We start from the raw sequence: 17,837 nt of genomic DNA, 5'->3' as shown, positions 1-17,837 counted from the left end.
GCCATGAGCTACAAGAGTGACATCGAGATTGCGCGTGAGGCGCAGAAGAAGCCGATCCAGGAGATTGGCGCGAAGATCGGGATTTCCAGCGACGACCTGCTGCCCTACGGCCATGACAAGGCGAAGGTGAGCCAGGGGTTCATCAATTCTGTGCAGTCCAAGGAAGACGGCAAGCTGATCCTGGTCACTGCGATCAACCCGACGCCTGCGGGCGAAGGCAAGACCACCACCACCGTGGGCCTGGGCGACGGCCTGAACCGGATCGGCAAGAACGCGATGATCTGTATCCGCGAGGCTTCGCTGGGCCCGAACTTCGGCATGAAGGGCGGCGCTGCAGGCGGCGGCTATGCACAGGTGGTGCCGATGGAGGAAATGAACCTCCACTTCACCGGCGACTTCCACGCCATCACCTCGGCCCACTCGCTGCTGTCGGCGATGATCGACAACCACATCTACTGGGGCAATGAGTGCGACATCGACACCCGCCGCGTCGCATGGCGCCGTGTGGTCGACATGAACGACCGCGCCCTGCGCACCATCACCGCGTCCCTGGGCGGCGTCTCCAACGGTTTCCCGCGCGAAGCCGGCTTTGACATCACCGTGGCCTCCGAAGTGATGGCGATCCTGTGCCTTGCCAACGACCTCAAGGACCTGGAAAAGCGCCTGGGCGACATCATCGTGGCCTACCGCCGCGACAAGACCCCGGTTTACTGCCGCGACATCAAGGCAGAAGGCGCAATGACCGTGCTGCTGAAAGACGCGATGCAGCCGAACCTGGTGCAGACCCTGGAAAACAACCCGGCCTTCGTGCACGGCGGCCCGTTCGCCAACATCGCACACGGCTGCAACTCGGTGATCGCCACCAAGACCGCGCTGAAGGTTGCCGACTATGTCGTCACCGAAGCAGGCTTCGGTGCCGACCTCGGCGCCGAGAAGTTCATGAACATCAAGTGCCGCAAGGCAGGCATCGCACCCTCCGCGGTTGTGCTGGTGGCCACCGTGCGCGCGATGAAGATGAACGGCGGCGTTGCCAAGGCGGACCTGGGTGCCGAGAACGTCGACGCGGTGAACTCCGGCTGTGCCAACCTCGGCCGCCACATCGAGAACGTCAAATCCTTCGGCGTGCCGGTTGTGGTTGCGATCAACCACTTCGTTACCGACACCGATGCCGAAGTGGACGCGGTCAAGGCCTACTGCGCCACCCACGGCGTTGAAGCAGTGCTGTCGCGCCACTGGGAGCTGGGCTCCGAGGGTTCCGCGCCGCTGGCCGAGAAGGTTGTCGAGATCGTCGACGCCGGTTCCGCCAACTTCTCGCCGATCTACCCGGACGACATGCCGCTGTTCGAGAAGATCGAGACCATCGCCAAGCGCATCTACCGCGCCGACGAGGTGCTGGCGGACAACAAGATCCGCAACCAGCTGAAGGAATGGGAAGACGCGGGCTACGGCAACCTGCCGGTCTGCATGGCGAAGACCCAGTACTCCTTCTCGACCGACCCGTCCCTGCGCGGGGCGCCGGTGGGCCACTCGGTGCCGGTGCGCGAAGTGCGCCTGTCGGCCGGTGCGGGCTTCATCGTTGCGGTCTGCGGCGAGATCATGACCATGCCGGGCCTGCCGCGCAAACCGGCGGCGGAAACCATCCGCCTGAACGAGGACGGCCAGATCGAAGGCTTGTTCTAAGACAAGATATGCGACATTCAGCGGCCCGGGACATCCCGGGCCGCTGGAGTTTTAAGACATGAGCACAGAGACACCGCCGCAGGACTGCCAGTCGATGGCAGAGGTGCGGGCCCAGATTGACAGGCTGGATATTGAGCTGGTGCAACTTCTGGCTGCCCGGGCAGGCTATATCGACCGGGCGATCCAGCTGAAGCAACAGAACGGCTGGCCGGCGCGGATCCCGGAACGGGTTGAGGAAGTGGTCATGAATGCCCGCGCTGCGGCGGAGGCTCAGGGGCTGGACCCCGATCTGATCGAGCATCTGTGGCGGCAGCTGGTGGACTGGTCGATTGCCCGCGAGGCGCGGGTGATCCGGGAAGAGTAAGGCGGGCCGAATGCCTGCACAAAAAGGAAGAGAGCAATGGCAGCAACTCTGATTGACGGCAAGGCCTTTGCGGCCAAGGTGCGCGGCCAGGTGGCCGAACATGTGGCGCGGCTGAAAGAGCAAAACGGCATCACCCCGGGCCTGGCGGTGGTGCTGGTGGGCGAGGACCCGGCCTCCCAGGTCTATGTGCGCTCCAAGGGCAAGCAGACCGTCGAGGTCGGCATGAACTCCTATGAGCACAAGCTGGAGGCGGACACCTCCGAGGCCGATCTGCTGGCGCTGATCGACCAGCTGAACAACGACCCGTCGGTGCATGGCATCCTGGTGCAGCTGCCGCTGCCGAAACACCTGGACGAGGATCTGGTGATCAACTCGATCGCGCCGGAGAAGGACGTGGACGGCTTCCACATCTCCAACGTCGGCCTCTTGGGCACCGGCCAGAAATCGATGGTGCCCTGCACGCCCTTGGGCTGCCTGATGATGCTGCGCGACCACCACGGCAGCCTCTCGGGCATGGACGCGGTTGTCATTGGCCGCTCCAACATCGTCGGCAAGCCGATGGCGCAGCTGCTGCTGGGCGACAGCTGCACCGTGACCATCGCGCATTCGCGCACCAAGGACCTGCCCGACGTGGTGCGCCGCGCCGACATCGTGGTCGCCGCCGTGGGCCGCCCGGAAATGGTGCCGGGCGACTGGATCAAGGACGGCGCCACCGTCATTGATGTCGGCATCAACCGGATCGAGCGCGACGGCAAGAACGTGCTGGTCGGCGACGTCGACTTCGCCTCCGCCGCGGAACGCGCCGGCGCCATCACGCCGGTGCCGGGCGGCGTCGGCCCGATGACCATCGCGTGTTTGCTGGCAAACACCGTCACCGCCTGCTGCCGCGCCAACAACCTCGCAGAGCCAGAAGGCCTGACGGCGTAAGGCGTTCGCAGAACAGCAACGGCTGAAAATGACACTCCCGCCGGATCACCTCCGGCGGGAGTATTTTTTGGAAAGATGAAATGAGCGTCAGAAACCTAGGTAGGCGATGCCGCCGAATGTGACAGCGACGCTGACCCATTGGGCGCGTGTCATGCTTTCGCGCAGAACCAGCCAGGCCAGAACCACGGTGACAAGGCCAAACAGTGAGGCGCTGACGGAGGCGAACTCGGGCCGGGGGAGGGTGCCGGAATAGATCACCAGGCCAAGCGCGGCAGCATCCAGCGCACCCATCACACAGAGGAGCGGCAGGACCTGGCGGGGGGGGAACTGCAGCGCACGCAAGAGGATTGCGAGGGCCACCGCCAGCAGGATTGCGGCCGCGCGGCTCAGGATCAGCACCGGCAGCTCAGCCCCGGCCTGGGTTGCGGCCTGGCCGGTTGCAAAGGTCAGCGCAAATCCGATTGCCGCCATCAGACCCCATCCTGCGGTCCGCGGATTAATCGCGCCGCCGTCGTCCTCGGCGGAAAACACCGCGATGCAGCCCACGCCGCCAACCACCGCGGCAACTGCCAGCCAGTGACCGGGACCGACCGGCTGCCCCTGCAGCATTGCCAAGCCCAGCGACAGCACCGGGTAAGCGCCGATCAGCGGGGCCGCCAGCCGAACCGGCCCCAGCGCAAAGGCCCGGTACAGCGCGTAGGACGCAAGAGCGTAGATGGTGCCGGAGAGCCCGGCGAGTTTGGCTGCCGGCAGGGTCATCGCGTGCCAATCCGCCAGGGCAATGCCTGCCGCAGCCATCAGAATCGCACCCGTTGCAAACACCGTCAGCATGGCGGGCAGAATGCCGGTTTTCTTGGAGACAACCCGCACGCAGAGGTCATGGATGCCCCAGGCAAGAGCGGCAATCAGGCCCAACAGCAGCGAGTGCATGGCGGTTATCCTTTTGTTTGCGGCATTCACCCCCAGGAAAATGCCGCATCCCGGGCAATCGCCATTTTTCCGCAGAAAATCAACATGTTTGTTGATTAGAGTGCCGTATCGGAATATTCTTTTCAATAAATAAATATTCCGACCGTGCAAGAATTGGCCGGAGTCCAACAGGAGATGCGCGATGAATGACATGAGCTTCCCTGAGGTTGTCAAAGGGCCGCCGAAGCCCTCCGGATTGTATCAGCCGTCGGTGTTCTCATTGCCCAAGGGAACAGAGCGTTATGCGGTTGAAGGCTGCGGCGCGGTCCTGATCCGGGTGGAAACTGGTGACCGGCTGACAGTGATCAACGACGAGGGCGGCCAGCCCTGCGAGATCATCGCCGCTGAGGACAAGGGGCGCATCGATGCCGGGATCATAGGTGCTGCGGCGAACAGCGATGCCGATGGGCTGAAGGCGCTGCTGACGTCCTCGGATCAGTCGCTGCGCGGCCTGCGTATGGGAATGGAGGCGCGTGGTATTGACCTTGCGAAGGGTGGTGCGGTGCGGGTCTTTGACCGTTCGTCACCTGCCAAGACCGAAGAAAGCTTCACCGCACAGCGCGACGGGGTGGTGATCATCGCGGCACCCGGCGGCATCATGGACTTTGAAAAGCAGGACACGGCGACCTCATTGACCGTGATGGTCAAGCGCGCGGTGATCAAGCAAGTGGCGCGGTTTGAACTGCCTGATCCGCTGGCGGACCCGGTCAGCGAGGTTCGGGTGCACAGCGCCACCGCGGAAAGCTACTTCGTGAAGGCGGGCGACTACATCCAGATCATTGATGTGGATGGCCGCCAGTGCACAGATTTCCAGTGTTTTGCCGCGCGCAAGCTGGACAAGGGGATTGAGCATGCTCTGGATGTGACCACCACACGCACCCTGATGGGCCATGCCTATCCGATGCCGGGGTTGCATGCGAAATACTATGACCAGGACATGCTGCCGCTGGTCGAGGTGGTGCAGGACACCGTGGGGCGTCACGATGCCTTTGCCCTAGCCTGCGCAGCGAAATACTATGACGACATCGGCTATCCCGGCCATGTGAACTGCTCGGACAACTTCAATGCGACGCTGGCCCAGCATGGTGTGACACCGCGGGCAGGCTGGATGGCGATCAACTTCTTCTTCAACACCGGCCTGGACGATCATGGCGTGATGTATGCCGATGAGCCCTGGACCCGGCCCGGCGATTACGTGCTGCTGCGCGCGCTGACCGATCTGGTTTGTGTCAGCTCTGCCTGTCCGGATGACACCAGCGCCGCCAATGGCTGGAACCCCACCGACATTCACGTCCGCACCTACAGCGGCCAAGAGACTTTCAAGCGGGCAATTGCGTTCCGCGCGACCCCTGAATCGGAGCCCAAGATGACCAAGGAAACCGGTTTCCACGACCGCCTCAGCAAGATGACCCGCAATTTCATCGAGTATAATGGGTTCTGGCTGGCAAATTGCTATGCCGAGTCCGGCCCGCTGGAGGAATACTGGGCCTGCCGCGAGAAATGCGTGGTGCTGGACCTGTCTGCCCTGCGCAAGTTCGAGATCACCGGACCGGATGCCGAGGCGTTGTGCCAGTACATCTTTACCCGCAACATCAAGAAGCTGGCAGTGGGGCAGGTGGTCTATACCGCGATGTGCTACCCGCATGGCGGCATGATCGATGACGGCACCGTGTTCCGCCTGGGCAAGGACAACTTCCGCTGGATCGGCGGTTCGGACTATGGCGGCGAGTGGATCCGCGAGCAGGCGGAGAAGCTGGGCCTGAACGTGCTGATCCGGTCCTCGACCGACATGCAGCACAACATAGCTGTGCAAGGACCAGAGAGCCGGGATCTGCTGAAGAAGATCATCTGGACGATGCCCCACAACCCCACGCTGGAAGAACTGGGCTGGTTCCGCTTCACTGCCGCACGCATCGGGGATGATCAGGGCGTGCCGGTGGTGGTGTCGCGGACCGGCTATACCGGCGAGCTGGGCTATGAGATATTCTGCCACCCGAAACACGCCAGCGAGGTCTTTGATGCGGTCTGGGGGGCCGGTAAGGCCCATGGCATCCGCCCGATGGGGCTGGAGGCGCTGGATATGGTTCGGATCGAGGCCGGGCTGATCTTTGCCGGTTATGACTTCAGCGATCAGACAGACCCGTTTGAGGCCGGCATCGGCTTCACCGTGCCGTTGAAGTCGAAAGAGGATGATTTCATTGGCCGCGATGCGCTGATCCGGCGCAAGACCACGCCCGCACGCAAGCTGGTCGGGCTGGATATCGACTCGGCGGTCGACGTGGGTCACGGCGACTGCGTCCACATCGGCCGGGCGCAGATCGGCGAGGTGACCTCCTCCATGCGTTCGCCGCTTCTGGGCAAGAACATCGCGCTGGCGCGGGTGGATGTGTCCTGCGCGGAGGTCGGGACCGAAGTGGAAATCGGTAAACTTGACGGGCATCAAAAACGGCTGCCTGCCAAGATTGTACCCTTTGCGCATTACGACCCTAAGAAGACACGGCCTCAATCCTGAGGCCGCCCGTTCCGGGGCAAGGAGGTTAAATGGTTCAGAAGCTGATAGAGCAGATCGGCGGCGAGGAGGTGCTGCGCGCGCTGGTGGAGCGGTTCTATGACATTGTCGAGGAAACGGAGACCGGCGCCCAGATCGTCAAGCTGCACAAGCGCGGGCATGGCATGGACCATGCCCGGATGGAGCAGTTCAATTTCCTGTCCGGTTTCATGGGCGGGCGCCGGTATTATGAGGAAAAGCACGGCCACATGGATGTGAAGCTGATGCACGCCCATGTGCCGATCACCGAGGAAGATGCCGAGAACTGGCTGAAATGCATGGACCAGGCGCTGGCGGATCTGTCGCTGGAAGGACCGCACGTGGAGCGGCTGCGCCAGGTGTTCCGGCGGGTGGCTCTGATGCTGGTGAATGATCTGGCCGAATGGGGCGAAAAGCGCGCCACAGCCTGAGTGTGCTGCCAGGTGCCGCTGAAAGAGACGCCAGCGGGAGCATCTGGGGAGACACCTTCACATGCATCCGGACATCTCAGCCATGGCGCTCCCTTCCCGAACGGCTCACTGCTGCCTCGCTGCCGACCCAGGGTGTTGCGCAGCCTGCGTACGGTGGCCTCACGTGATATTAAGCAGCTTTTTCCATGATCCTTCCTGATCGCGGTCACCGCCGGGCCTGACACCCCCGGCACTTTGGAACAGGGCCCTTTGGCACGGGCACGCACTGACGACGTTTCGCGTGCGGGAGCACCCCTCCCGTCCCGCCTCCGCCCCTTGGCGGCGCCGCCATCATTATTGTTGGCTGACACAGGCACTACAGCACAGACGAAGAGGCCGGACAGAAAAGGCCCGGACAGATACGGCAGAACCGGACCCGCAGATTCAATCTGTGCGGGCGTCAATCTGTTTCTTTTCGCGTTGATGCCGCATTCCCGCCCCAAACCCCCGTTAGCCGGATCGAAAGATTTCGGGCATTTCCACGAGGACATTATGAGCATCAAGCATCTGGCAGGCTTCGCAGCTGTGTGCGGGCTGGTATTTCTGGGCGTCGACTATGAACAGCAAACCCGCCGGGCGGGGCTGGAGCTGGGCAGTCTGGGCCTTTCTGCTTATGCAGGAACCATCAAAAGCCGTTATCTTAGCAGCAAGGCGGAACGCCGTTTGGCTGAGCAGGAGAAGGAACGCCTCCGCCGCTGGCAGCAGGGCGGCAAGGCGTATCTGCCCGATGCGCCGGCAGGAATGGAGCGGTTCAGCCTGCTTGAGCGGCCGGGAGTGCTGGCAGCCGGGGCAGAGAGCGCGGAGCCAGGGGAGGATGCGCTGTCGGATCTGGATCAGGCGCTGGATGGCGCCCGCGAACGGAAACGGGCCGCGAAGATGGAACCGCACAGCTGGGGTTACAGCAAGGACGGCGAAGCGGTTGTGCTCAGCGTCTATCTGCGTGGCCAGGAGAACCCGAACACCCTGGGGGGAATGGTTGTTTCCTCGATGCGCGGCATGGACCTGCCTGAGGAGCCTTATGCGGTCATCGGCGGCGTCGCCTTTGGCCGTGATCAGGGCATTTACGATCGCAGCAGCGGAAAGATGCGCAAGTTCAATGGGGTCGTGGGCTTCGGTGAGCATGCCACGATCCTGGTCCATGCGGATGCTTCGGATGAGACCATCCGACAGCTCCTGTCGGCCATCGATTATGACGGGCTGAACAGCCTGCTGGCGCAACCCGTTCCCACCATCGGCAATAATGTGACCGTGCCCTTGGCCGCCGAAGAGCAGCTGGCAGGGGATATCGCCCGGCTGCGCAGTGAGTTGCAGGGCATTGAGGCCAAGGCCGCACGGCTGAAGATGGAAAATATTGATCACGGCAAGCTGCTGGCTGGCGCTGTGACCGGCACCTCAGCCTTTATCGATGTAACCAGCGGTGATGTGCCCGATCCCGCTGTGGTGCTGGAGGCCGCCTATCGTGAGCGCCTGGTCCGGCTGATGGCAGAGGCCGGTGCGGTGCGCGGCGGCGTCGCGATCGGAGCGGAAGGTCATGCCGCAATGCCGGACGCCGCAGAAGACAGCCAGAGCAGCGGGGACGGTGCGGGCAAGACAGCGGGGCTGGCCAGCACGCTGCTTGGCGTGTTCACAGGCGGGTCCAGCCAGGCGGGCGACGCGGCTCCGCAGAACGGCGGCGTGGCTCAGGTCAAGGTCAGCAAGGGCCTGGCAGGAGACAGCGGTGATGGCAGCAGCTGTATCCGCCGCGGCACCACACGGACCTGCGACTGATCCCGGCCAGACCGGTGCAATTGCACCGGCTTTTCCCTGAATTGCCGGATTGCCGCCGCATTTCTGCGCCAGGTTTGAGAGTGTTGTTAACAGCACGGCAGGTGCGGACCCGGAGGGCAGAGATGGCACTGAAGAAAGCGATAGGCATTCTGGTGTTCAGCATCCAGGGGGTGGTCGGCTACGATTATTACATCCAAACCCGCGACGCGGGGCTGAACTGGGGCGATCTCAGCGCCACCGACTATGGTACCATTGTGCAGGAACGTATCGCCCGCGTACGGGCCGGGCGGGACAGGGCTGCCATTGATGCGCCGCAGGACGGCCAGACGCTTTGGGGAGAGGTCGCCAGCTACGGCAGGAACCTGCTTGGCGGCAGCGACCAGGTGGCCCAGGCAGGAACCGCCGAGGGCACAGGCGAGGCGCAACCCGTTTGCATCCGCCGCGGCAACGTGGCCGACTGCTGAGCAAACTAGAACCGCTGGAAACAGACGACAGGGGGCCGCGGCCCCCTTTTGCTTGCGCAGAAAAACGCCATTTCCGGCACTGCTGCCCGCAGAATCCGGTATGCTGTGGCGCGCAAGGTCGGTTTTGGATGTTTTTGCGTCGGCCTGATTTTGCGCGGATTTGCCTGCGCGGGCATAACCGTCGCCAAGAATCTCATTAAGCTGGAGAGCGGGAGAATGAAAACCCAAGTCAAAGCACTTGTTGTTGGCGGCGGCGCCGTCGGCACCTCGATTGCCTATCACCTGGCCAAAGCCGGCTGGGAAGACGTCATGCTGATCGAGCGTGACGAGCTGACCTCCGGCTCCACCTGGCACGCGGCGGGCCTGCTGCCGCTGTTCAACATGTCCTACGCGACCACCCACATCCACAAGTACTCGGTCGATTTCTACAAGACCCTGGAAGAGGAAACCGGCCTGAACGCAGGTTTCGCCGTGGTGGGCAACCTGCGCATGGCGCAGACCCAGGAGCGCATGGACGAATACATGCTCTATGCCTCCACTGCGGAAACCTGCGACGTGGACTATGAGTGGCTGACCCCGGATCAGATCAAGGAGCGCTGGCCGCTGATTGAGACCGGCGACCTGAAAGGCGCGATTTACCACACCGAGGACGGCTACATTAACCCGGCAGACGTGACCCAGGCGATGGCCAAAGGCGCCCGTCAGCGCGGTGTCGACATCGTCCGCAAGATGCAGGCCGACGCGTTCCACTGGACCGGCACCCACTGGGAAGTCACCTGCACCAAGATGGTCGAAAAGGGCGGCAACCTGGTCCCCTCCGACGAGCAGGTGGTGATCACCGCAGAGCACGTCGTGACCGCGTCGGGCAACCACGCACAGCGCACCGCGAAAATGCTGGGCATCAAGATGCCGGCCATCCCGGTCGAGCACACCTTTATCGTCATGGACAAGGACCCCGAGCTGGTCAAATGGCGTGAAGCCGGCAATCCCGAGCACCCCGTTGTGCGCGACGCCGACAACGAGTCTTATGCGCGCGAAGAGCGCGGCGGCTGGATCCTGGGCATCTACGAGCGCGGCGCGCCCGCACAGTTCGAGCACGGCGTGCCGGACAGCTTCCGTGCCGACCTGTTCCCGCTGGATCTGGACCGGATCGCAGAGCAGTACATGGCAATGGCAGAGCGCGTTCCGTCCTGCGCGGAATCCGGCCTCAAGGACGACTTCAACGGCCCGATCTGCTACACTCCCGACGGCAACCCGCTGGTCGGCCCGGCACCGGGCCTGCGCAACATGTGGCTGGCAGAAGGCTTCTCCTTCGGCATCACCGCCGCAGGCGGCACCGGCTACTACCTGGCGCAGATGATGGTGGACGGCGAGGCCGAGATCGACATGGCGTCGCTCGACCCGAAACGCTACTCCTCCAACTGGATGACCACCGAGTTCGCGGCCCGCAAGAACGAAGAGTGCTATGAGCACGTCTACATCCTGCACCACCCGGACGAAGAGCGCGAAGCCTGCCGTCCGCTGCGCACCGCGCCGGCATACGACCGCCAGAAGGCCCGCGGCGCACAGTTCGGCTGGGTCAACGGCTGGGAACGCCCGAACTACTTCGGCCCCGTCGATGCACCGCAGAACTACGACCACGACGCCCGCTCCTTCCGCCGCGGCGGCTGGTGGCAGCATGCCGTGGACGAGGCGAAAGCCGTGCGTGAAGGCGTTGGCCTGATCGACGCGACCGCGTTCACCAAGCATGTCGTCAAGGGCCCCGGTGCCACCCAGTTCCTGGACTGGTTCACCTGCAACAAGCTGCCGAAGGTCGGCCGGATCAACCTGACCTACGCGCTGACAGCATTCGGCACCACCCGCACCGAATACACCATCGTGCGCAACGGCGAGAACAACTACTACCTGGTCTCCGCCGGTGCCTGGTCCGAGTATGACGCCGACTTCCTGCGCAAGGCGGCTGAGGACAAGATGGAGGAGTTCGGCTATATCGAGATCCAGGACGTGACCACCCAGTGGGGCGTCTTCGCCATCGCAGGCCCGAAATCCCGCGATGTGCTGAAAGAGGTGATCGTCGACGCCGATCCGGAAACGGCACTGTCCAACAAGCGCTTCCCCTGGCTGTCGGCCAAGCAGATCGAACTGGGCATGTGCCCGGTCAATGCGATCCGTGTTGCCTACACCGGTGAACTGGGCTGGGAACTGCATCACCCGATCGAGATGCAGAACTACCTGTTCGACCTGCTTGAGAAAGCCGGTGAGAAGCACGGCATGAAGCTGGTGGGTGCGCGCGCACAGAACTGGCTGCGCCAGGAGAAATCCTACCGCGCCTTCGGCAACGAGCTGGGCCGCGACGCGACCCCGCTGGAAGCCGACCTGCCGCGCTTTGTTGATCTGGAGAAGGACTTCCATGGCAAGGACAAGCTGGTCGAGACCGGCGTCCGCGTGAAGTGCTGTACCCTGCTGATCGACGGCCCGTCCGACGCCGATCCCTGGGGCCGCGAGGCGCTTTATGCCGAAGACGGCACCCGCGTCGGCCGACTGACTTCCGGCGGCTACTCGGTGGCATTCGAGAAATCCATCGGCATGGGCTATGTGAAGCCCGACTATGCGGTGGAAGGCACCAAGCTGCAGGTCAAGATCCAGGACAAGCTGTGGGATGCGGTCGTCACCTGCGACAGCCCCTACGATCCGAAGAACGAGACCATCCGCCAGAACGGCTAAGGTCTGACGGAAGAAATGAAGAAGCCCCGGTCATTGGCCGGGGCTTTTTTGTTGGGGCGGCAATGCCGTTTACATATCCAGGCCATTTTCCCGGCCGAAATCCGAATAGCTGGTGTCGCTGCGGCATTCGTCCAGCAGTGCTTCGTCCACGGCCTTGGGGTCCATGTGGTACTCATTGATGCCGGAGCCTTCCACAAAGCGGTTTGCCAGGCTGAAGACCCCGCAGACCTGAATGGCGTCAAACAGCGCGCTTTCGCTCCAGCCTGCTGCGTAAACCGCATTGGCATCCTCTTCGGTCATGCGGGACGGCGTCAGGGTGAGCTTGCGGACATAGGCAAGCACGGGCTTCAGCTTTGCTTTAACCGGTGCCGTCTCCAGATCCTGCATCAGGGCGTCAATGGTTTCCGGCGCCACCCCATAGGCCCTGGCAAAGATCATATGCGCGCCATGGCAGAACGCACAGGCGTTCAGCCCCGAAACATAGGCTCCGATCAGTTCCCGTTCGGCAATGGAGAGGTCGCTTTTCCCCCGCATCACCCGGTTGGTATACTCCGCCAGCGGTGCAAGCTTCTCCGGGAAGGCGCGGTAGACACTGCCTAACGTGGCGTCTTCGGGCAGGGATGGGAACAAGCGCTTCATCTTCTATCCTCCAAAGGGCAGCCAAGACTGCGACCCAGTCTGCCTGTCGATGGAAGCCTGAACAAGCCGCAGACACCTGCGCGGAGATTGCGCACCGGTTCCCGTTTTGGCGTGAAATGTATTCAGGCGCCAGGCGCGGCGGCCCTATCCGTCCCGTCCCGGCTCGTTCGGATCGCTGGAGAACAGCGCGATCTTGTTGCCCTGCGGATCGCGCAGGTAACCGACATAGAAGCGGGGCCCGTAGGCGGCGCGGAACCCCGGCGGGCCTTCGTCCGATCCGCCCGCGGCGAGGGCGGCGGCGTGCAGGTCGCGCACCTGCTGCTGATTGCGGGCCTGGAAGGCGACCATCGACCCGTTTCCAGCCGATGCCGGGCGCCCGTCAAAGGTCGGCTTAACATAGAAATCAGGCAGAACGGGAGACTGGCCCGGCGCAACGGGCAGAGTGCAGCTCAATCCCGCGGGCCCTTCCTCCATCGCGTAGCCAAGGGCCGGGAGGAGCGCGGAATAGAACCGTTTTGCCTGCGCAATGTCATCAGCACCGACGGTGACATAGGCAATCATGCTGAGAGTCCTTTCTGGAAGTCTGGCCCGTCATAAAAGTTCTAGACCTGCACAGTTTCCGGCTCAACCCCGCGCGGCTGCCAGCCGCCCGCCCGCTTCCTGTTGACGGTGCCTGCACGCCCCGCCATGGTCCCGGGCCTGAGGCACCAAGGCAGGGCGGGCGGGCATATGAGCAGCGATTGGAACGACTATGCGGACGGATGGGACGGCAACAGCGATGTCCGGCTTTATGCGAACCGGGCATTTGCCGCGCTCGATGCTTTTGCAGGCATCACCGGAGGCGGCTGGCACGACAAGCGGGTGCTTGATTTCGGCTGCGGCACAGGTCTGCTGAGCGGGAAACTGGCTCCGCATGTGCAGGAAGTTGCAGCCGTTGATACCTCGGAGCGGATGATCGCGGTGCTGGCCGGGAAAGCGCTGCCAAATGTCAGGGCGCTTCATGCGGACATCCTGGACGGGCGCGGCGCGGGGGAGGGGCTCAGGGGCTTTGACCTGATCTGCGCATCTTCTGTCTGCAGCTTCCTGCCGGACTATCCAGGCGCTGTGGCGCAACTGGCGGGGCTTTTGAACAGTGGCGGCCTGTTTGTGCAATGGGACTGGCTGGCCCGGGACAGGGGCGGTTCCGGACTGACGGTGCAGCAGGTGCGGGACGTGCTGCATCAGGCCGGCCTTGACGGTATCCGTGTGGAACAGGTGTTTGAGATGGGCAGCGGCGGCCAGGCCATGCCGGTATTGATGGGAACGGGCAGCCGCAAGTGACCTGAACAGCCGCGCGGGAGGCTCCCGCCCGTTCACCTGCGGATATGAAATCCGCAGGGTCCGGTTGGGCCAGGCAAGCCGCGCGCAGCGCGCAGCGCAACCCTCAGGAAGCCAGCTTTTCCGCCTCGTCGACAGCGGCCTTGAAACCGGCCTCCGGGTCGGCCGTCAGCAGCGTCGGCTGGAAGCGGAGTTCCGCGATGTCCTCCACTCCCGCCTGGTTCAGCCAGAACTTCAAGTAGGCCGACTGGTGATCCACCCCAAAGGCTGGCGATGGCATATCCGGCCCGTAGGCGCCGCTGGTCAAGGCCAGCACGGCCCGTTTGCCTTCCAGCAGGCCAAAATACCCGGTTTCGGGATCCAGCCCCCACAGCAGGCCGGGCTGATGGATCAGATCGATGTACTGCTTGAATTTATAGGGGATGCTGCCGTTCCACATCGGTGTGGCGATCAGGTAGATGTCGGCGCTGATGAAGCGCTGGGCCATGCTGGTGATTTGGTCCCAGGCGGTGCGCTGGGCGTCATCGTGATCCTGGCCGGTGATCACGCTCATCTTGGCGGCAACCTTGTTGCCGTCAAAGTCCGGCAGGGGGACGACCGACAGGTCCAGCACATCCACCTCAAGGTCTGGTGTCCGGTCCTGAAGCCTGGCCAGATAGGCATTGGCGATCGCAGCGGATTTCGACTCGCCGCCGCGGGGCGAGGCTTTGATAAACAGCAGTTTGGTCATTCCGGGTCTCCTGTCTGAGGGAATGAGTGGTTTCGACAGAAGCAATATGGAGGCGCCGTGGTCGCGCAAAAACGCATTGAATTGCAAAGGATTTATGCACAAACTGCACAAATGAGCGAAGCTGGAAACATCAATCTCTTTGTCTGTGTGGTGGAGGAGGGCAGTTTCTCTGCCGCTGCGCGCGTGCTTGGTGTCGCGCCGTCGTCAGTGGCGCGCCAGATTCAGCAGCTCGAGCAGGCGCTGGGCGCCCGGCTGTTTCTGCGCACCACCCGCAAGCAGAGCCTGACAGAGGCGGGCGAACTGTATTACCGCCATGCGCGCCGGGCCGCCGAAGAACTGGAGGCGGCCCGCAGCGGCATTGCCCGCATGACCGGCGCGCCCGCCGGAGTACTGACGGTGACCGCGGAGCCGGATCTGGCCGTAGCACTGATTTCACCGCTGCTGCCCGCATTCCTGCAGGAATATCCAGAGGTAAAGGTCCGGCTGCTGCTTTCCTCTGCTCTCAGCGACCTGGTGGATGGACGGATCGACCTTGCGGTCCGTATGGGGCAGCTGAAGGATTCCAGCCTGGTCGCCCGCAAGCTGTTCGAAAGCCGGTCGCAGCTCTGTGCCAGTCCGGCTTACGTCAAAGCACACGGAAGACCGGCGCATCCTTTGGATTTGCCGGGGCACCAGTGCCTGTCTTTCCGCATATCCGCCGGCCGGACGCATTGGCGGTTTGCCACGCCGGACGGTCCTTGCGAGGTGCCCGTCGGCGGGCCGGTGCAAGCGAACGGGCTGGAGTTCCAGAAGTCGCTGGCCATATCCGGATGCGGGATCGCCATGTTGCCGGAGTGGATTGCCGGAAAGGAGCTTGAACGCGGTGATCTTGTTGCCCTGCTCGGCGGGTTTCCCTCGCTGCCTGCAGGCACGCCGGTTAGTGCAGTCTATGCCGAACGGCGCCAGTTGGAGCCGAAAACGCGCGCTTTCGTGGATTTCCTTGCCGCGCGCCTAGCAGGGCGTTGAGCTGGGGGTTGCGCGGGACAGGGGTAATTAGTGCCCCCAGGGCCGCGGTATGTGCAAAGGTTCTGACAGAGGGGCACCTCATCCCGGCGCGCTGTCGTGCACTGTTGGCATTGCGCTTCTGATAACAATGGCTTCATATGCGGGCTGATTGTGGCGGATTTTACCACAATCGGCGAAAACCGCCAGAGGGAAAAACGTGCCAGTTTCCCTGCAAAAACATGTATTTACCCATTCACATTCCGAAATTCCTCTGGCTAAGATCAAGGAATGAACAGGAATGGCCTCAGACATCAAAAGCGGAGCCCCGCCGCGGCACGGCTGGTGCCTTTCGGGCCGCGGCGGGGATCAGCCGTGGCGTGGGCCGGCGGTTCAGTTCCGGGGCGAGTAACTCTCCAGAGCAATGCTGATCCAGCGCATGGCCGCGGCCAGGGCCGCTTCGGCGGTGTCGCGCGCAGCCGGGTCTGCGCCGGCTGCGAAATAGGCCTCCTTGAGACGGTCAAGGTCGCTGGCGGCCTTCTCGAAATCTGCTGGAACAAACTGGCGCATTCTGCATCTGCCATTGACGGGGAAAGGAATAGACGAAGGTGAACGGGTGAGCGCGGAGACAGCTTCCTTTGTGCGGCAATACAAGGAAAGAAGCCGTCTCCGGCCACTCATCAACAGGTAACCTGATAACGGGGGGCTGATAGGTTTGGGGACGATCAAGGACAATCTCCAAAGCCGCGAAATGCAGCTTTTTGACATGTTCGGTGAACCGCCGCAGTTCACGGTACATGAAATGATGATGGTTTTACGCAGTGGGGTGTTTCTGAAATACGCCGCGGCGGTGGTCTTGCTGCTGGTTGCGTTCGACACGCATGGATACCGCGAGGCAGGGATGCCGCTGCAGGTGAACATCCTGATCTGGATGGTGTGCGTGGCCGCGTTTGTCTTTGTTTATGCGGCGGTGCTGCTGGGCTGGCTGGCGCTGGCGCCGGGCGGACGAAGGATACGGCTGCTGCGGCTGGTGCCGAATGCAACTGCGATGGCGGTGGTCACGGTCCTGGTGCTGGCACTGGCGTCGGGGTTTGCAGACCTGGAGTTCAGCAGGCGGGTCCTGCTGCAGCATCTGCCCTACAACATCGCCCTGAGCTATATCTTCGAGACCTTGATGTTCGTGTTCATCCTGCCGCAGGCGGACGCGGCGCTGGGGCTGGATTTGTACCGGCGCAAGCGGCCGGGCTGCGAACCGCCAGTGGAATCGAGGCCCGCACCGGCTGTGCCGGAGCAGCCCGTTCAGCCGCCGCGCGGCGCTGCCGAAGGGCTCAACGGGACTGCGGTCGTTGTCGGCGGGCAGAAATTCGCATTGGAGCAGCTGCGCTATGTGAAATCAGAGGAGCACTACTTGCGGGTATCGGCGGGAGGCAGCGAGCTGACCCTGCGCGGGCGGCTGGCCGATCTTCTGGCGCAGATGCCGCAGGATGCGGGCCTGCAGCCGCACCGGTCCTGGTGGGTGGCCCGTGACGCGGTTGCAGGGCTGAGGCGTGGCGGTCAGAGCGATGTGCTGCTGCTGGCAGATGGCACGGAAGTTCCTGTCGCCCGCGGACGCCGTGCCCATGTGCGGGAAGTCATGCAGGCCTGGCAGGCGGGGGAGGGCTGACCCCGGCCGGGCCGTCCTCCAAGGCGGCGTGCAATACGCGGATGCGAGCAGCTGGGCCGTTACGGCTGGCAGCCCACTTTGCGGAATTCCATGTTGTAGATCACGTCTTCTCCGGTCGCCGGGTCCACACCAGGCGCGCCGCCGATGCTCAGCCGGTCGCCGTCCAAGGTGAAGGGGCGGGACAAATCGCCCGCCCAGTCCGGATTCCAGGCGCCTTCCACATGGTGGACTACCCGGTTGTCCTCCAGGGTATAGGAGGCGACATAGGCCAACATATCGTCGAACAGTTCGGCTTTCTCCTCCGTGCTCCAGCCTTCGCTGCTCTGGCTGATCCGGTCGCGCCGGAACACGGTGGCCATCATCCGCCCGTCCGGGTGATAGGCGATATAGCCGATAGGAGACGGGCCGAGAGCGTCCACGGTTTCCCCGGTGGCGGCAGAGGTGCGGGTCCACGAGATCATGCGCCAGGATCCGATCAGTGCGCTGGCATCCGGCATTGCGGTCATCCTCCATGCAGCAGAGGGCGCCAGTATGCCAGAAACCGGGTGGACCCCCTAGCCGGGTCTGCGCGGCGGGTCACGCAAATGACAGTGCCCCTTCCGGCCAGGGGGCAGC

At 63.2% G+C, this 17,837-nt stretch carries 17 protein-coding genes; 11 read left to right on the top strand and 6 right to left on the bottom strand.

All coding sequences use genetic code 11. From position 1 onward, the window contains the following. Nucleotides 1-3 precede the first annotated feature (3 nt). The 3 genes from RA26_RS12040 to folD are packed head-to-tail and all read left to right on the top strand — an operon-like array spanning nucleotide 4 to nucleotide 2,971. Nucleotides 4-1,680, top strand: coding sequence for a formate--tetrahydrofolate ligase (locus tag RA26_RS12040; RefSeq protein ID WP_039183948.1), 1,677 nt, complete (start codon nucleotides 4-6; stop codon nucleotides 1,678-1,680). 58 nt (nucleotides 1,681-1,738) lie between these two features. Then, nucleotides 1,739-2,044, top strand: a complete 306-nt coding sequence (locus tag RA26_RS12035) for a chorismate mutase (RefSeq protein ID WP_039183947.1) — start codon at nucleotides 1,739-1,741, stop codon at nucleotides 2,042-2,044. 36 nt (nucleotides 2,045-2,080) lie between these two features. After that, nucleotides 2,081-2,971, top strand: a complete 891-nt coding sequence (gene folD / locus RA26_RS12030; RefSeq protein ID WP_039183946.1) for a bifunctional methylenetetrahydrofolate dehydrogenase/methenyltetrahydrofolate cyclohydrolase FolD — start codon at nucleotides 2,081-2,083, stop codon at nucleotides 2,969-2,971. Between the two features lie 87 nt (nucleotides 2,972-3,058). Here the strand turns inward: folD and RA26_RS12025 are convergent, their stop codons facing one another. Then, nucleotides 3,059-3,901: a DMT family transporter gene (locus RA26_RS12025; RefSeq protein WP_039183944.1), complete on the bottom strand. Its 843-nt coding sequence runs from the start codon at nucleotides 3,899-3,901 to the stop codon at nucleotides 3,059-3,061. A gap of 181 nt (nucleotides 3,902-4,082) precedes the next feature. On the opposite strand from RA26_RS12025, the gene tdm reads away from it, so the two are divergent. The 5 genes from tdm (at nucleotide 4,083) to RA26_RS12000 (ending at nucleotide 11,892) form a co-directional block, all read left to right on the top strand. After that, nucleotides 4,083-6,452, top strand: a complete 2,370-nt coding sequence (gene tdm, locus RA26_RS12020; RefSeq protein WP_039183943.1) for a trimethylamine-oxide aldolase Tdm — start codon at nucleotides 4,083-4,085, stop codon at nucleotides 6,450-6,452. A 29-nt stretch (nucleotides 6,453-6,481) separates the two neighbouring features. After that, the gene (locus RA26_RS12015) at nucleotides 6,482-6,898 is read left to right on the top strand and encodes a group II truncated hemoglobin (RefSeq protein WP_039183941.1); all 417 of its coding nucleotides are present in this window, start codon (nucleotides 6,482-6,484) and stop codon (nucleotides 6,896-6,898) included. A gap of 531 nt (nucleotides 6,899-7,429) precedes the next feature. Beyond that, complete coding sequence (locus tag RA26_RS12010) at nucleotides 7,430-8,704, top strand: hypothetical protein (protein WP_039183940.1); 1,275 nt, start codon at nucleotides 7,430-7,432, stop codon at nucleotides 8,702-8,704. A 122-nt stretch (nucleotides 8,705-8,826) separates the two neighbouring features. Continuing rightward, nucleotides 8,827-9,168: a hypothetical protein gene (locus RA26_RS12005; protein WP_039183939.1), complete on the top strand. Its 342-nt coding sequence runs from the start codon at nucleotides 8,827-8,829 to the stop codon at nucleotides 9,166-9,168. A 216-nt stretch (nucleotides 9,169-9,384) separates the two neighbouring features. After that, nucleotides 9,385-11,892: a GcvT family protein gene (locus tag RA26_RS12000; RefSeq protein ID WP_039183995.1), complete on the top strand. Its 2,508-nt coding sequence runs from the start codon at nucleotides 9,385-9,387 to the stop codon at nucleotides 11,890-11,892. 69 nt (nucleotides 11,893-11,961) lie between these two features. Here RA26_RS12000 and RA26_RS11995 read toward each other — a convergent pair whose 3' ends face one another. Together RA26_RS11995 and RA26_RS11990 are read right to left on the bottom strand one after the other, a co-directional pair. Further along, nucleotides 11,962-12,531, bottom strand: coding sequence for a carboxymuconolactone decarboxylase family protein (locus RA26_RS11995; protein ID WP_039183938.1), 570 nt, complete (start codon nucleotides 12,529-12,531; stop codon nucleotides 11,962-11,964). A 144-nt stretch (nucleotides 12,532-12,675) separates the two neighbouring features. After that, on the bottom strand, nucleotides 12,676-13,092 hold the full coding sequence (locus RA26_RS11990) for a VOC family protein (RefSeq protein WP_039183936.1): 417 nt from the start codon (nucleotides 13,090-13,092) through the stop codon (nucleotides 12,676-12,678). A 168-nt stretch (nucleotides 13,093-13,260) separates the two neighbouring features. Here RA26_RS11990 and RA26_RS11985 point away from each other — a divergent pair, with 168 nt between their 5' ends. Beyond that, nucleotides 13,261-13,851, top strand: a complete 591-nt coding sequence (locus RA26_RS11985) for a class I SAM-dependent DNA methyltransferase (RefSeq protein ID WP_039183935.1) — start codon at nucleotides 13,261-13,263, stop codon at nucleotides 13,849-13,851. A gap of 103 nt (nucleotides 13,852-13,954) precedes the next feature. Here RA26_RS11985 and RA26_RS11980 read toward each other — a convergent pair whose 3' ends face one another. Then, on the bottom strand, nucleotides 13,955-14,578 hold the full coding sequence (locus RA26_RS11980; RefSeq protein WP_039183934.1) for an FMN-dependent NADH-azoreductase: 624 nt from the start codon (nucleotides 14,576-14,578) through the stop codon (nucleotides 13,955-13,957). A 111-nt stretch (nucleotides 14,579-14,689) separates the two neighbouring features. Here RA26_RS11980 and RA26_RS11975 point away from each other — a divergent pair, with 111 nt between their 5' ends. Then, entirely contained in the window at nucleotides 14,690-15,583 is an 894-nt protein-coding gene (locus tag RA26_RS11975; RefSeq protein WP_039183933.1) for a LysR family transcriptional regulator, read from the top strand. Nucleotides 15,584-15,952: 369 nt separating this feature from the next. On the opposite strand, the gene RA26_RS22970 is transcribed toward RA26_RS11975, so the two are convergent. Then, nucleotides 15,953-16,129 carry a hypothetical protein gene (locus tag RA26_RS22970; protein WP_193747609.1) on the bottom strand — a complete coding sequence of 59 codons (177 nt, stop codon included), beginning with the start codon at nucleotides 16,127-16,129 and terminating at the stop codon, nucleotides 15,953-15,955. 181 nt (nucleotides 16,130-16,310) lie between these two features. Between RA26_RS22970 and RA26_RS22095 the strand changes: the two genes are divergently transcribed. After that, entirely contained in the window at nucleotides 16,311-17,222 is a 912-nt protein-coding gene (locus tag RA26_RS22095; RefSeq protein ID WP_152612592.1) for a LytTR family DNA-binding domain-containing protein, read from the top strand. 59 nt (nucleotides 17,223-17,281) lie between these two features. On the opposite strand, the gene RA26_RS11965 is transcribed toward RA26_RS22095, so the two are convergent. Then, nucleotides 17,282-17,719: a lipocalin-like domain-containing protein gene (locus RA26_RS11965; protein ID WP_039183932.1), complete on the bottom strand. Its 438-nt coding sequence runs from the start codon at nucleotides 17,717-17,719 to the stop codon at nucleotides 17,282-17,284. Between the last annotated feature and the right edge of the window lie 118 nt (nucleotides 17,720-17,837).

Origin of the sequence: Leisingera sp. ANG-M7, assembly GCF_000813965.1 — a bacterium.
Lineage (GTDB): Bacteria > Pseudomonadota > Alphaproteobacteria > Rhodobacterales > Rhodobacteraceae > Leisingera.
The sequence above is the reverse complement of the archived record's forward strand: the minus strand, read 5'-3'. Positions and strand labels throughout refer to the sequence as shown.

Excerpts from the sequence above, each read along its gene's own strand:
- RA26_RS11975 (WP_039183933.1), top strand. The coding sequence starts at position 14,690 with ATGAGCGAAGCTGGAAACATCAATCTCTTTGTCTGTGTGGTGGAGGAG.
- RA26_RS12035 (WP_039183947.1), top strand. The coding sequence starts at position 1,739 with ATGAGCACAGAGACACCGCCGCAGGACTGCCAGTCGATGGCAGAGGTG.
- RA26_RS12015 (WP_039183941.1), top strand. The coding sequence starts at position 6,482 with ATGGTTCAGAAGCTGATAGAGCAGATCGGCGGCGAGGAGGTGCTGCGC.
- RA26_RS12025 (WP_039183944.1), bottom strand. The coding sequence starts at position 3,901 with ATGCACTCGCTGCTGTTGGGCCTGATTGCCGCTCTTGCCTGGGGCATC.
- RA26_RS12010 (WP_039183940.1), top strand. The coding sequence starts at position 7,430 with ATGAGCATCAAGCATCTGGCAGGCTTCGCAGCTGTGTGCGGGCTGGTA.
- folD (WP_039183946.1), top strand. The coding sequence starts at position 2,081 with ATGGCAGCAACTCTGATTGACGGCAAGGCCTTTGCGGCCAAGGTGCGC.
- RA26_RS22970 (WP_193747609.1), bottom strand. The coding sequence starts at position 16,129 with ATGCGCCAGTTTGTTCCAGCAGATTTCGAGAAGGCCGCCAGCGACCTT.
- RA26_RS12005 (WP_039183939.1), top strand. The coding sequence starts at position 8,827 with ATGGCACTGAAGAAAGCGATAGGCATTCTGGTGTTCAGCATCCAGGGG.
- RA26_RS11980 (WP_039183934.1), bottom strand. The coding sequence starts at position 14,578 with ATGACCAAACTGCTGTTTATCAAAGCCTCGCCCCGCGGCGGCGAGTCG.
- RA26_RS11990 (WP_039183936.1), bottom strand. The coding sequence starts at position 13,092 with ATGATTGCCTATGTCACCGTCGGTGCTGATGACATTGCGCAGGCAAAA.
- tdm (WP_039183943.1), top strand. The coding sequence starts at position 4,083 with ATGAATGACATGAGCTTCCCTGAGGTTGTCAAAGGGCCGCCGAAGCCC.
- RA26_RS12000 (WP_039183995.1), top strand. The coding sequence starts at position 9,385 with ATGAAAACCCAAGTCAAAGCACTTGTTGTTGGCGGCGGCGCCGTCGGC.
- RA26_RS11995 (WP_039183938.1), bottom strand. The coding sequence starts at position 12,531 with ATGAAGCGCTTGTTCCCATCCCTGCCCGAAGACGCCACGTTAGGCAGT.
- RA26_RS11985 (WP_039183935.1), top strand. The coding sequence starts at position 13,261 with ATGAGCAGCGATTGGAACGACTATGCGGACGGATGGGACGGCAACAGC.
- RA26_RS11965 (WP_039183932.1), bottom strand. The coding sequence starts at position 17,719 with ATGCCGGATGCCAGCGCACTGATCGGATCCTGGCGCATGATCTCGTGG.
- RA26_RS12040 (WP_039183948.1), top strand. The coding sequence starts at position 4 with ATGAGCTACAAGAGTGACATCGAGATTGCGCGTGAGGCGCAGAAGAAG.
- RA26_RS22095 (WP_152612592.1), top strand. The coding sequence starts at position 16,311 with ATGCAGCTTTTTGACATGTTCGGTGAACCGCCGCAGTTCACGGTACAT.